At 71.6% G+C, this 12,503-nt stretch carries 12 protein-coding genes; 7 read left to right on the top strand and 5 right to left on the bottom strand.

Translation table 11 applies throughout. The features are described 5' to 3' along the window. Nucleotides 1-955: PASTA domain-containing protein (locus OUY22_RS32290; protein ID WP_270159047.1), on the top strand; the 955-nt coding region annotated here is incomplete at its 5' end. 49 nt (nt 956-1,004) lie between these two features. On the opposite strand, the gene OUY22_RS32295 is transcribed toward OUY22_RS32290, so the two are convergent. Further along, nucleotides 1,005-1,973 carry an SDR family NAD(P)-dependent oxidoreductase gene (locus OUY22_RS32295; RefSeq protein ID WP_270159048.1) on the bottom strand — a complete coding sequence of 323 codons (969 nt, stop codon included), beginning with the start codon at nt 1,971-1,973 and terminating at the stop codon, nt 1,005-1,007. Between the two features lie 76 nt (nt 1,974-2,049). Between OUY22_RS32295 and OUY22_RS32300 the strand changes: the two genes are divergently transcribed. Then, nucleotides 2,050-2,643: a TetR/AcrR family transcriptional regulator gene (locus OUY22_RS32300; protein ID WP_270159049.1), complete on the top strand. Its 594-nt coding sequence runs from the start codon at nt 2,050-2,052 to the stop codon at nt 2,641-2,643. A 40-nt stretch (nt 2,644-2,683) separates the two neighbouring features. Further along, the gene (locus OUY22_RS32305; protein WP_270159050.1) at nt 2,684-3,607 is read left to right on the top strand and encodes a hypothetical protein; all 924 of its coding nucleotides are present in this window, start codon (nt 2,684-2,686) and stop codon (nt 3,605-3,607) included. Nucleotides 3,608-3,611: 4 nt separating this feature from the next. Here the strand turns inward: OUY22_RS32305 and OUY22_RS32310 are convergent, their stop codons facing one another. After that, entirely contained in the window at nt 3,612-4,145 is a 534-nt protein-coding gene (locus tag OUY22_RS32310) for a TetR/AcrR family transcriptional regulator (RefSeq protein WP_270159051.1), read from the bottom strand. A 99-nt stretch (nt 4,146-4,244) separates the two neighbouring features. Here OUY22_RS32310 and OUY22_RS32315 point away from each other — a divergent pair, with 99 nt between their 5' ends. Next, on the top strand, nt 4,245-6,452 hold the full coding sequence (locus tag OUY22_RS32315; RefSeq protein ID WP_270159052.1) for an MMPL family transporter: 2,208 nt from the start codon (nt 4,245-4,247) through the stop codon (nt 6,450-6,452). 116 nt (nt 6,453-6,568) lie between these two features. Next, on the top strand, nt 6,569-7,912 hold the full coding sequence (gdhA, locus tag OUY22_RS32320) for an NADP-specific glutamate dehydrogenase (RefSeq protein ID WP_270159053.1): 1,344 nt from the start codon (nt 6,569-6,571) through the stop codon (nt 7,910-7,912). A gap of 79 nt (nt 7,913-7,991) precedes the next feature. On the opposite strand, the gene OUY22_RS32325 is transcribed toward gdhA, so the two are convergent. The 3 genes from OUY22_RS32325 to OUY22_RS32335 form a co-directional block, all read right to left on the bottom strand. Beyond that, on the bottom strand, nt 7,992-8,636 hold the full coding sequence (locus OUY22_RS32325; protein WP_270159054.1) for an ArsR/SmtB family transcription factor: 645 nt from the start codon (nt 8,634-8,636) through the stop codon (nt 7,992-7,994). Beyond that, nucleotides 8,636-9,133 carry a cupin domain-containing protein gene (locus tag OUY22_RS32330; protein WP_270159055.1) on the bottom strand — a complete coding sequence of 166 codons (498 nt, stop codon included), beginning with the start codon at nt 9,131-9,133 and terminating at the stop codon, nt 8,636-8,638. Before OUY22_RS32330 ends, OUY22_RS32325 begins: the two co-directional genes overlap by 1 nt. A gap of 164 nt (nt 9,134-9,297) precedes the next feature. Then, nucleotides 9,298-11,148 (bottom strand): CHAP domain-containing protein, encoded by a 1,851-nt coding sequence (locus OUY22_RS32335; protein WP_270159056.1) that lies wholly within the window; start codon nt 11,146-11,148, stop codon nt 9,298-9,300. A 371-nt stretch (nt 11,149-11,519) separates the two neighbouring features. Between OUY22_RS32335 and OUY22_RS32340 the strand changes: the two genes are divergently transcribed. Both OUY22_RS32340 and OUY22_RS32345 read left to right on the top strand, forming a co-directional pair. Next, entirely contained in the window at nt 11,520-12,119 is a 600-nt protein-coding gene (locus tag OUY22_RS32340; RefSeq protein WP_270159057.1) for a PaaI family thioesterase, read from the top strand. Nucleotides 12,120-12,125: 6 nt separating this feature from the next. Beyond that, entirely contained in the window at nt 12,126-12,389 is a 264-nt protein-coding gene (locus OUY22_RS32345) for a hypothetical protein (RefSeq protein WP_270159058.1), read from the top strand. The last annotated feature ends 114 nt before the right edge of the window (nt 12,390-12,503 follow it).

A 12,503-nucleotide genomic window follows, 5' to 3' on the forward strand; every position in this document is an offset into this window, starting at 1 on the left:
GGCGCTGCTGGTGACGGCGGCCGTGCTGGTGACCCTGTTCGTGCCGCTGTTCAGGGAGGCCGACATGCAAGTACGGGCCGGCACGCCGACCTCCACCCCCACCTCCGGGCCGGCCGGCCAGGGGAACGGGAACCAGATCGCCAAGGACAGACCGCCCGCGCGCGTGGCGGACGATCCGCCCTCGGTGCCGAAGGACCCGCCCGTCCGGCAGCCGGTGGAGATCGCCGTTCCCGCCGTGGCCGGGCTCTCCCGCGCCGCCGCTGTCAGGGCGCTCGAACGTGCGGGGCTCGCCACCGGTGACGTCACCGAACGGGACTCCCCCCGCGAGCTCGACGAGGTGCTCGCCTCCCGCCCCGCCGCCGGCGCCCGCGTCGCCAAGGGCTCGGCCGTCGCGCTGGAGGTGTCGGCGGGCGTCAAGGTGCCCGCGGTCGCCGGCACGCGCCGCGAGGAGGCCGAGGACGCCGTCACCGGCGCGGGCCTGAAGGTGGGCAAGGTCTCCACCCGCTGCGCCCCCGAGCCAGACGGTCAGGTCCTCTCCACGGACCCGAAGGCCGGCACGCGCGTCTCGGGCGGCACCGCGGTGTCCCTGGTGGTGGCCCGCCGCGGCGCCCTCGTGCCCAGGGTGATCGGGCGCTCGCGCGACGGCGCGCTCACCGCCGTCCGCGTCGCCGGCTTCGCGCCGGTGGTCCGGACCCAGGTGGTCGAGGACGAGTCCCGGCACCATGTCGCCATCGCCCAGGACCCCGCGCCGGACGCCTGCGCCGCCCCCGGCGGCCAGGTCACGATCACCATCGGTGTCGAGCCCTCCGGCGGCCCCGACCCCACCGAACCGGATCCCACAGAGCCCACCCCCACAGAGCCCAGCCCCACAGGGCCCAGCCCCACAGAGCCAGAGCCCACCCGGCCCACGCCTGCCCGGTCCACCGCCACCGCGGACCCGTCGACCGAACCCTGACGCCCGCCTCAGCCCGAGAGCGCCGTGATCCGGGAGGAACCGGGACCGGTCATCCGGGGTCGGCGAGCATGGCGTCGACCATGGCCAGCAGCTTGTCCCGGTTGCCGTCGCCGAGGCTGCCGCCCACCATCGCCACCGCCTCCTCCAGCGGATCGCGCCAAGGGAGCGCCGCCATCGCCTTGCCGAGTTCGGCCACCGTCCACGGCGCCCCGTCCTTGGTCACGCTCTCACCCACGCTCCACCCGTTCAGCGCTGTCACCGAAGTCCCCCGTACCGCCAGCACCTGCCCGTTGACCGGGCAGCCCGGCGTGGCCAGATAGGCCGCGACGTGCGCCGTCAGCGCCGGGTCGAGCGGGTCGAACGCGCCCTCCGTCGGAGCGGACATCCCCGGGACGCCTTCGGTGAGCCGGGTACGGGCCATGGACGGGGACACGGCGTTGACCCGCACCCCGTACCTGGCGAGTTCCACGGCGTGGGCCACGGTCAGGGCCGCGACGCCGGCCTTGGCCGCCGCGTAGTTGCCCTGCGTGATCCCGGGCAGCAGCAGCCCTGAGGCGGACACCGTGTTGATCACCGCGCGGTCGCGGGAGTCGCCCTGGTCGCGCCAGTGCCGCGCGGCCCATCGGGTGACCGCGAACGTCCCCTTGAGGTGGACCGCGAGCACGGCGTCGAACTCGTCCTCCGTCATGTTCACCAGGGCCCGCCTGCGCTGGATCGCCGCGTTGTTGACCACCACGTCGAGATCCCCGAACGCCTCCACCGCCGTCTCCACCATCCGCCTGGCCCCCGCCCAGTCGGTGACGTCGTCGGTGCTGGCCACGGCCTCGCCTCCGGCGGCCCTGATCTCGTCGGCCACCGCCTGGGCCACGCCGGGGTCGCCGGAGGCTCCCTCGGCCGTCACGCCCGGGTCGTTGACCACGACCTTCGCTCCCTCGGAGGCGAAGAAGAGCGCCTCCTGCCTGCCTATTCCGCGGCCCGCGCCGGTGATGAGCGCGACCCGCCCGTCCAGGCTTCCCATAGCTGGCTCCTTTCGATGCACTCGTGCATTTATACACTCAATGTAGCGATGCAGTCGATGTAGTAAGCTCTGGAGCATGGGATTGCGTGAGGCCAAGAAGGAGCGGACCAGGGAGGCGCTCGTCGAGGCCGCCGTGCGGTTGTTCGAGGAGAACGGGTACGAGCGGACGACGGTCGCCCAGATCGCCGCCGCGGCCCAGTTGTCCACGCGGACGTTCTTCCTGCACTTCGCGACCAAGGAGGACGTGCTGCTCGCCAACAGCGTCCCCCGGGTGGAGCTGGGCGTGGCGGCTCTCGGCGAGCGGCGGAGCGGGGAGAGTCCGGCCCGCGCGCTCGCTCGGGCGATCGGCGCGATGGTCGCCGACGCGTCGGCGAAAGACCTGCCGACCGGTCTGGCCGCCGCCCGCACCCGGCTGGTGGCGACCGAGCCCGCGGTCCAGGCGCGGCTGCTCCAGCGCATGGCCACCGCCCAGAGCGCCCTGGCCGAGGCCCTTCGCCGCGCCTACCCGGACGAACTGGACCCCGTCTCGGCGGCGGCCGTCACCGGCGCGGCGCTCGGCGCGGTCAGCGCCGCCGCGGTCGCCGCCCTGCGCGAGGGCCTGCCGCCGGAGCGGGTGCGCGCCGCCATGCTGGGAGCCCCGGCCGTCGCCGCGTTCCATCTGGCGGAGTGACCGGTAAAACTCTAGGTAATCGGCTGCTAACATTCTGTGCATGCCCTCGGCCCAGCACGAGGCCCTCCACCGCATCTTCCAGGAGGAGCCCTCGCTCTTCTCCCGCGCCTTCAAGGCGCTGGACATCCCCTTCCCGGAAGTCAACTCGGCAGCGGTCGTCAACGCCGACCTCACCGAGATCCTGCCGATCGAACGACGGGTCGATACGTTGCTCGACCTGAAGTCCGAGGCGGGCGACCATCTGATCGTCATCGAGTCACAGCAGAAACGGGACCGGGCGAAGCCTCCCGCCTGGGCCTACTACATCAGCTATCTGCACGCGAAATACCGGCGCGGCGTCGTGCTCGTCGTCATCTGCCAGAACGCGGCCGTCGCCCGCTGGGCCCGGCGTCCCAAGTCGATCGGTCTTCCAGACATGCCGACCATGACGATCTGGCCGATCGCTCTGGGCCCCGACAACGTCCCCGTCATCGCCGACCGTGCCATGGCGGCTCAGGACGTGGTCCTGACCGTGTTCTCCGCAATCACACACGCGCACTCACGGAGAGTGAATGTCATACTGGAGGCGCTGGCAGCAGCACTGGACACCGTCGAGGTAGACGACGCCGGCTTCCTGGCCGAGTTCACCGAAGTGGGGCTAGGCGACACCAAGGCCCGACAGCTCTGGAGGAGAATGATGTCCACCGGGACCTACCGCTACCAGTCCGAGTTCGCCGAGCAGCTCCGCGACCAGGGCCGAAAAGAAGGCCGCGAGGAAGGCCGCGAAGAAGGCCGCGAAGAAGGCCGGGAGGAGGGGCAGGTTCGGGGGGAGACCCGGTCGATTCTGCTGCTTCTGGAACGGCGCGGGGTGCCGGTGTCCGGTGAGGTGCGGGCGCGGGTCGAAGGGTGTGCTGATGTGGCGCAGCTCGACACGTGGCTCGTGCGGGCGATGAGCGTCACCACGGCCGAGGAGCTCTTCGGCTGAGAGGCTAGAGGTTCTCGATGGTCAGGGCGGCGCGCAGCAGTGTGGGACGCACCTGGTCCTGGGGGAGGTCCATGGTGTGGACCACGGCCGAGTTCAAGGCTCCGAGCACGGCCCAGCCGCGTACTCTCGCCGCGTCGTCCGGGTGCGGGCCGACGAGCCTGAGGTAGATCTCGTCGCGGAAGGTCCGTACGGCCTCGCCGGTGGAGCCGGGCGGGGCGACGTCGGCGGTGCCGAGGTCCTCCATGAACAGGCGCATCACCGCGCGGTGCCGCACCATCAGGTCGACCAGGGCCGTCACGAAGGCGTGGCGGTCCTCCGCGAAGTCGGTGCCCAGGAGGGTGATCAGGTCCTCGGCCGCGGGGGCGATGAGCTCGGCGGCGAGCTTGTCCTTGGGGTGGAAGTGGTAGGCGATCGCGGTCTTGGTCAGCCCCACGGCGGCGGCGATGTCGGCCAGTGACGTGTTGGCGTAGCCGCGCTCGGCGAACAGCTTGCGAGCTGCGGCCAGGATACGGCTGCGAGTGTCGTCGGCTGTGGTCATCGTCTCATTTCCGGGTCCGCGTCAGCTTTCCGCTGATCCCGTTTTATCCTACTCTGTACGACCGTACAGGACGGTCGTTCTGAACAGGGGGGCGGCTCGATGGCGCGCTTTCTGGGGTGGCTGGGCGGCTGGTGCGCCCGGCACGGGCGGGCCGTTCTGGCACTGTGGGTGACGCTGGCCGTCGCGGCGATGGGGGGCAGCCTGATTCTGGGCAGCCCCGTCAGCAGCGAGGTCAGCATCCCCGGCACCGACGCGCAGCGCGCCCACGATCTGATGCGTGACGGCTTCGGGCCGGGATATGAGCCGGGCGGCACCGTACAGCTCGTCGTCTACTCCCCGGACGGGCCGCTCATCGAGGAGCCGCGCAAGGAGGCCGTCGACGAGGCGGTCGCGAACATCCGCATGCAGGAGCACGTCAAGGAGGTCGACTCGCCGTTCCGGCAGGGCGGCATCGCCTCCAACCTGCAGATCGGCGTCATCACCGTGCGGCTGGAGGGCCACGACAGCCTCAAGGTCGCCGAGAACACGCAGCGGATCTCCAAGGCCGCCGACCCCGCGCGGGCGGCGGGGCTGGAGGTCGTCGCGAACGACAGCTCCACCCCGGCGGACAAGGAGATCAAGACCGGGCCGAGCGAGGTCATCGGCGTGATCTGCGCGCTGCTGGTGTTGATCTTCGCCTTCGGCACGCTCACCGCCGCGCTCATCCCGATCTTCACCGCGCTGGTCAGCGTGACCGCGGGGCTGGGTGTGATCGGGCTGCTCGGGCACGTCGTGGACGTGCCGAAACAGGCCGGGATCATGGCCACGATGATCGGCCTCGGCGTGGGCATCGACTACGCGCTGTTCCTGCTGTCGCGGTACCGCCGGCTGCTCGCCTCGGGCCTGCCCGTGCAGCAGGCGGTGCGCGGGGCGGTGTCCAGCTCGGGCGGGGCGGTGGTGTTCGCCGGCGGCACGGTCGTCATCGCGCTGACCGCGCTGATGTTCGCCGGGTTCCCGCTGCTGGCGACGCTGGGCTGGATCACCGGCATCTCGGTCGTGATGGCCGTGCTCACCTCGATCACGCTCGTGCCGGCGCTCCTCGGCCTGCTGGGCCACCGGGTGAACGCGCTCAAGGTGCCGTTCCTGGGCCGCCGGGCGGAGTCGTCCGGCTGGGCCGCCCTCGGCGCCTGGGTGGCGCGACGGCCCTGGCGGGTGCTGATCAGCAGTGTGATCGTGCTGGCCGCGCTCGCCGCCCCCGCGCTGTCGCTCAAGCTCGGGCCGATCGACGACGGGTACGGCGCGCAGGGGTCGGAGCCCAGGCGGGCGTACGAGCTGATGACGGTCGGGTTCGGCCCCGGGAGCACCGGGCCGCTGACCGTGGTGGCGGCCTCGTCCGGCACGATCACCGAGGCCGCGGCCGACCGGCTGGCCGACCGGATCGGGGACCTCGACGGTGTCGCGCACGTCGCCGAGCCCAAGCTGAACGACTCCGAGCGGGCGGCCATGATCCAGGTGATCTCCGAGTACCCGCCAGGCGACGCGCGGGCCGCCGACCTCGTACGCGAGATCAGGACGTTCGACGGCGGCGGGCTCCAGGTGCACGTCGGCGGGGAGGTGGCCGCCCTCACCGACGCCGCCGACCGGCTGATCGAGCGCACCCCGCTCGTCATCGGCATCGTGGTCCTGCTCAGCGCGCTGCTGTTGCTGCTGGCCTTCCGGGCTCCGGTGGTGGCGCTCAAGGCGGCGCTGATGAACCTCGTCTCGCTCGGCGCCGCGTTCGGCGCGTTGGCCGCGGTGTTCTCGTTCGGCGTCGGCAGCGGGCTGGTGGGCATGGATCCGCCGGTGAACGCCTCGTTCGTGCAGACGCTGTTCTTCTCGGTGCCGATCGAGAGCTACGTGCCGCTGATGCTGTTCGCGGTGCTGTTCGGGCTGTCGATGGACTACGAGGTCTTCCTGCTGACGGCGGTGCGGCAGTCTTATCTGAAGCACGGCGACAACGCGCGCGCCGTGGCCGAAGGGCTGGGGTCGACCGGGCGGGTCATCACCTCGGCCGCGTTGATCATGGTCGCGGTGTTCACCGCGTTCATCGCGTACCCGGACTCGATGGTGAAGACGTTCGGCGTGGGCCTGGCGGTGGCGATCGCCGTGGACGCCACGCTGATCAGGGGATTCCTGGTGCCGTCGACCATGGTGCTGCTGGGGCGGGCCAACTGGTGGTGCCCGCGCTGGCTGGACCGGCTGCTGCCGAACCTGTCGGTGGAGGGGCACGACGAGGAGCCCGCGCCGGCCGTCACGGCGGAGCGTCCCAAGGCACACGTGGGCACCTGACCTGGGTTCTCCCGCCGCCCACCGGGTACTCGCAGGTCAGAAGCGGGGGTGGGTGGAGCTCACAGCCGCCTTCCTCGTAAGGTGAGGACGCGTTTGGCGAACGAGTGGGAGAGTCCGTGTTGCACGAGAAGCTGTCGTCGATCTATGACAACGTCCTGCGCCGCAACCCTGGGGAGATCGAGTTCCATCAGGCGGTGCGGGAGGTGCTGGAGAGCATCGGCCCGGTTCTCGGCAAGCACCCCGAATACGCCGAGTCCAAGATCATCGAACGCATCTGCGAGCCGGAGCGCCAGATCATCTTCCGCGTGCCCTGGGAGGACGACCGCGGCGAGGTCCACATCAACCGCGGCTTCCGGGTCGAGTTCAACAGCGCGCTGGGCCCGTACAAGGGTGGACTGCGCTTCCACCCGTCGGTCTACCTGGGCATCGTGAAGTTCCTCGGGTTCGAGCAGATCTTCAAGAACAGCCTCACCGGGCTGCCGATCGGCGGCGGCAAGGGCGGCTCCGACTTCGACCCCAAGGGCCGCTCGGACCGCGAGGTGATGCGGTTCTGCCAGAGCTTCATGACGGAGCTCTACAGGCACATCGGCGAGTACACGGACGTGCCGGCCGGCGACATCGGCGTCGGCGGGCGCGAGATCGGCTACCTGTTCGGCCAGTACAAGCGCATCACCAACCGCTACGAGTCCGGCGTGATCACGGGCAAGGGCCTGGTGTACGGGGGAGCGCAGGTGAGGACCGAGGCCACGGGCTACGGATGCGCGTTCTTCGTGGACGAGATGCTCAAGGCGCGCGGCACGTCGTTCGACGGCAAGCGGGTCGTGGTGTCCGGGTCCGGGAACGTCGCCGTCTACACGATCGAGAAGATCGAGCAGCTCGGCGGCACGGTGGTGGCCTGCTCCGACTCCTCCGGGTACGTGGTGGACGACAAGGGGATCGACCTCGCCCTGCTCAAGCAGGTCAAGCAGGTGGAGCGCGGCCGGATGGACGTGTACGCGGCGCGGCGCGGCCCGCACGCGACGTTCGTGCGGGGCGGCAGCGTGTGGGAGGTGCCGTGCGAGGTGGCGATGCCGTCCGCCACGCAGAACGAGATCACCGGCCGCGACGCCGCCACCATGGTCGCCAACGGCTGCGTCGCGGTGGGGGAGGGCGCGAACATGCCGACGACGCCCGAGGGCATCAAGGTGTTCCTGGAGGCGGGCGTCGCGTTCGGGCCGGGAAAGGCGGCCAACGCCGGCGGCGTGGCCACCAGCGCGCTGGAGATGCAGCAGAACGCCAGCCGCGACTCGTGGAGCTTCGAGACGACCGAGCACCGGCTGCAGGAGATCATGGGCGACATCCACGCCCGCTGCCTGCGGACCGCCGAGGAGTACGGGATGCCCGGCAACTACGTGGCCGGGGCCAACATCGACGGGTTCCGCCGGGTGGCGGACGCGATGCTCGCGCTGGGGCTGATCTGAGCCGCTGATCCCGGAGTGCCGGTCCCCGGACCTTCACCGTACTGAGGCGGCCGGGAATCGGGACGCAAGTGTCCGGTGACTAAAGTCCCCGGATGCCACGCCCGGATCGCCGCCAGGCGGTCAGCCCGCCCTCCAGCGGCCTGGCCCGGAAGCCGTGCTCGCGCAGCAGCTCGACGGCCCGGGGCGACACCACGCAGTAAGGGCCGCCGCAGTAGGCGATGATCTCCCGGCCACCGGGCAGCTCGCCCAGGCGGTCCTCCAGCTCGCGCAGCGGCACCGACACCGCACCGGGCACGTGCCCGGCCGCGAAGGCGTCGGGGGAGCGCACGTCGAGCACGAGCGTCGCCGGGTCCGACAGCCGGGTGGCCAGCTCGTCCGCCGACACGCCCTCGTACGAGCCGAGCAGCTCGGTCATCGCGTCGCGCAGGTCGGCCAGCCGTTCCTGGGCGAACCCCTGGAACGCGCCCAGGAACCGCGACACCCGCTCGTCCGCCAGCCGGTAGTGGACCCGGGTGCCCTCCTTCCTGGCGGTCACCAGCTGGGCCGCGCGCAACTGCTGGAGCTGGGCCGAGGTGTTCTTCAACGGGACGCCCGCCTCCCGCGCCAGCTCCTCGACGGTGCGCTCACCCTGGTCCAGCACGTCGAGCAGCCGCAGCCGCACCGGGCTGGCCAGCGCCTTGCCCACCCGGGCGAGCTGCTCGTAGACGGGCTCTTCGGGGAACATCACACCATGTACTGGTCATGGCGGAGATACAGCTCGGTCCACTCCTCGGGGGCGAGCTGCCGCTCCTCGGCGGCGATGGCGGCGAGCTCCTCGAAGTAGCCCTCGCGCGGCGCGCCGGGGGTGAACAGGATCAACAGGGACGCGGGCTCGCCCGACTCGTTCCTGAAGCCGTGGACGCCCCCCTCGGGGACGAACAGGAAGTCGCCGGTCGTCCCCTCCACCCACTCCTTGCCGGCGTAGAGGCTCACGGCGCCGGACAGGACGTAGAACGACTCGGTGATCGTGCGGTGGAAGTGCGGGTGAGCGCCGCCCGGCCGGGGGCCCATCTCCCACCGGTACAGGCCGAAGGCGCCGTTCGTGGACGCGCCGGTGCCGAGATAGTGCACCCGCGTCCCGGGGTCCTTGCCGATCACCAGGTCCGGGCCCAGCGTGGCGGGCCTCAGGCGTCCGCTGGCTTCGCCGGACTCGCCCAGGTAACGCGCTTCGGGGTACGACATGGGGGGCTCCTCTCGTATTCCAACGTTCTTTAGATTATCGGACCGATAGGTGGAACGGAAGAGCAAAAGGATCGTGAAACCCGCCGCGCGGCGGCCCGCGGCCTTGGGCACAAAGCGACGCACCGCCGACCCGCGAGGGCGGTGGCGGTCCGGTGGCGGCGGCGTCAGGCGCGGTGGCGGCCTCGGCGGGATCCTCGGCGGCCTGCCGGAGCGGTGCGGGTGTCGCGGGCGGGGGGCGCGTGGTCGGCCGTTCGTGACGCGCCGGCCAGGGCCGGTTCGTACGCGCGGGTGGCGGCGGCGTCCGGCCGGTGGGAAAGGTGGCGGGCGCCGTCGTGCGTACGGCCCGCCGGCTCGTACGGGACGCTGCGGCTCAGGTCGTGGCCCGTGGGGTCGTGGGCGGTGCGGTGGCGGCGGCCTCGGAGGGGGGCGTCCGGGGTGAGCGGCTCCAGGCGCTGCACGTCCACGGACTGACGGTGGCGGCGGCCTCGGAGGGGCGCGTCCGTCGCGAGGCGTTCCCCGTGAGAGGGCGCGGTCATGAGGGCATGCCCGCGACCCGGGTGGGTGCCGGAGGAGGTCGCGTGCGGGCGACGCGGCAGGACGGGTTCCTCGCGGATCGGGAACGGGCCGGAGGCGCCGCCCAGGAGGTGGAATCCGCTGTACGGGTCGGGCAGCTCGTACAGCCCCGGCTCGCGCGGGATCTCGATCGGCCCGGTGTCGGTGATGAGCCGGCGGGTCGAGCCGTCGTGTTCCCAGACGAGGGTGACCGGCTGCTCCGGCTCGGCGAGGACCGGGGCGGGGACCAGCGCGGGGGCCGTGGTCGAGGCCGTGGTCAGGGCCGGGCGGGTGGTGGAGCCGTAGGTTCTGGTGGGGCGGGAGAAGGCGTCGAACGGGCTGGTCGCCTCCGGGATGACGATGGGCTCGTGCGGGAACAGCGTCCGCAGCGACCTGAGCGCGGTGACCGGCTCCAGCCCGTCGACCAGTGGCCGGGGCGCGTCCAGTTCCATGGGCTCCTGCAGCGGGCGCGCGGATGGGGTGCGGGCCTCCTTGCGGGGCTTGCGGCGGCGGTGAGAGCGCGGCGCGTCGTCCCGTACGGCCGCCGCCCCGGCGAGGGCCGGCCGCAGCCGCAGCGTCCTGGCCTTGGCCACCGCCAGCACCGCGAGAGCGGCCACCAGGGCGGAGGTCAGCAGCGCAGGGGAGTCCACCGTGGTGGACGGGCCGGTGGCGGCGACGTCCGTGATGACCGGGATGGGGCCCGTCGTGACGGCGCTGGTGTCGGCGGTGCTGGGCTTGGCGTGCTTGCCGGTTCTCGGCGCCGACGCTTCACCGGCGCCGGGGGTGACCGCGGTCTGGGGGGCCGCTTCGGCCTTCTTCGGGGCGTCGGACCTGCCGGCCTTGGGCGTCTCGCCCTTCTTGTCGCGCTCCTTTCCGGGGCGGGACCCGGACGAGGTCTTCGCCTGCCCGTCGAGCTCGACGTGCGGGACCAGGGTGGCGAGCCCGTCGTCGGTCTTGGCCTCCATGGCCGCCGCCTCGTCGGCCGCCTTCTGGGCCGCCTCGGCGTCCAGCCGCTCCTTGATCTTCCACGGGTACCCGTAACCGACGACCTTGCTGGTGTCACGTTCCTTGCGCTTGGCCACGCCGCCGTCGATGTTGCCCTCGATGGTGTGGATGCGGCCGCCCTCGACCTTGGTGACCACGCCGATGTGGTCGATGCGGCTGATGCTGTCGGACCCGCCCCAGTCGAAGAAGACGAACGCGCCGGGCTCGGGCTTGGTGCCCCACGCGTCCTGCTTCTTGAACCACTTGGCGTGCGCCACCGTCCAGGCGAACTGGCCCATCCACTCCTCGTACCCGAGCTTGGTGGCCGCCCAGGCCAGGAACATGTCGCACCAGGGGGCGGAGGTGTAGTCGGCGTCGAACTCGATGGTCTCGCCGTACCAGTTGCCGAACTTGGTGTACGCACCGGCCTTCTCGGAGTAGCCGAGCTGGCTCTCCAGAAGCTCGATGAACTTCCGCATCTCAGGGGTCATGGAAGTCTGGGGGCCAACCCTTCCGAGCAAGACCGATCCCGTCCGCGCAGCCCGGGGTACGAGGGGAGCCCTCGGGACGCGTGTGACGAAACCGGAGACCAGTAGTCCTCCGTGATCCAGGAGGTTACCGTCACGAATCGCCAGGTCAAGCCAGTGTCAAAAGCGGGTAGATCATCCACGCCTTGAAACCGGCAGGTCAGCAGTATTTCGTAAAGAAGGCCCCAAAGGGGATGCAATCGCAAAAGATCTTGGAATCCTGGCGTGACTTCTTCGTGACGTCAACGTGACCTCGTGGAATGTGACGTACATCCCTGGATCGGTCCCGTCTTCTAGAATGACATTCGGTCTAGGATCGTCGCATGACGCTCGAGGCTCCGTCCGCATCCACCTACACGGCGCTTCTCGCCCTGGTCGCGCAGACCCGCGCGCTGATGGACGCCGTGGTCGCGACCGGCGCCGACGACGAGGAGATCGCCGCCGTCACCGAGGAGCTGCGCGCGCTCACCGAGCGCCTCGACGCCGTCCGGCGACCCCCGGCGGAGGTCGGCGAGCCCCGGTGGCTCATGGGCAACGCCGTCGTCGGCGCGGCCAACCCGTTCGCGCCCCCGATCGAGATCGAGTACCTGCCGGGCGGGGGCGTCCGCGCCGAGCAGGTCTTCCGCCCGCTGCACGAGGGCCCGCCGGGCCTGGTTCACGGCGGGGTCAGCGCCATGGTCCTGGACCACCTGCTGGGCACGGCCCTCGGCGCCGTCGGGCGCGGCGGCCTGACCGCCTCCCTGACGATGACCTACCGGGCACCCGTCCCGTTCGGGACGCCCGTCGTGGCGACGGCGGAGTACACCCGGTCCGAGGGCCGCAAGTCCTGGGCCGACGGCCGCATGGCGCTCCCGGACGGCACCGTCCTGGTGGAGGCCACGGGCCTGTTCATCACGCCCAGTTGGTTCCCCGGGGAGCTCTGAGGCGGCGTGGACGCCCGGACGTCCGGGGACGGGGTGCCGGGCCGGGAGGGCGGGGCGCAGGCGGGGCCGTCCACCGCCACCTCGCTGATCTGCGGCCCGTTCGCCGCCGCCGGCTCCGTCATCGCCACCAGCGTCAGGTGGGCGCGCCTGCCGCACGGCACCCGGCCGAGGTCGCGGCCGGTCCGGCTGGTGTACTCGGTGCGGCCGGACAGGGTGCGGCTCTCTCCGGCCAGCTCGCGCGACACGCCGCCGTCCTCGCGCCGCAGGTAGGACAGCCGGAGCCGGACGGCGCCGGTGCCGTCGGCGGTGACCCGGACGGAGCCGGCCGAGCCGTTCCAGGACAGGATGGCGACCCCGGTCACGGCGGCGGGCGCGGGCGACCCG

This window comes from Nonomuraea corallina (genome assembly GCF_027620315.1).
In the GTDB taxonomy this organism is placed as follows: domain Bacteria; phylum Actinomycetota; class Actinomycetes; order Streptosporangiales; family Streptosporangiaceae; genus Nonomuraea; species Nonomuraea corallina.

Bases quoted from the DNA above. Each gene is read 5' to 3' on its own strand.
- OUY22_RS32295 (WP_270159048.1), bottom strand. From the start codon at position 1,973: ATGGGAAGCCTGGACGGGCGGGTCGCGCTCATCACCGGCGCGGGCCGC.
- OUY22_RS32300 (WP_270159049.1), top strand. From the start codon at position 2,050: ATGGGATTGCGTGAGGCCAAGAAGGAGCGGACCAGGGAGGCGCTCGTC.
- OUY22_RS32305 (WP_270159050.1), top strand. From the start codon at position 2,684: ATGCCCTCGGCCCAGCACGAGGCCCTCCACCGCATCTTCCAGGAGGAG.
- OUY22_RS32310 (WP_270159051.1), bottom strand. From the start codon at position 4,145: ATGACCACAGCCGACGACACTCGCAGCCGTATCCTGGCCGCAGCTCGC.
- OUY22_RS32315 (WP_270159052.1), top strand. From the start codon at position 4,245: ATGGCGCGCTTTCTGGGGTGGCTGGGCGGCTGGTGCGCCCGGCACGGG.
- OUY22_RS32325 (WP_270159054.1), bottom strand. From the start codon at position 8,636: ATGTTCCCCGAAGAGCCCGTCTACGAGCAGCTCGCCCGGGTGGGCAAG.
- OUY22_RS32330 (WP_270159055.1), bottom strand. From the start codon at position 9,133: ATGTCGTACCCCGAAGCGCGTTACCTGGGCGAGTCCGGCGAAGCCAGC.
- OUY22_RS32335 (WP_270159056.1), bottom strand. From the start codon at position 11,148: ATGCGGAAGTTCATCGAGCTTCTGGAGAGCCAGCTCGGCTACTCCGAG.
- OUY22_RS32340 (WP_270159057.1), top strand. From the start codon at position 11,520: ATGACGCTCGAGGCTCCGTCCGCATCCACCTACACGGCGCTTCTCGCC.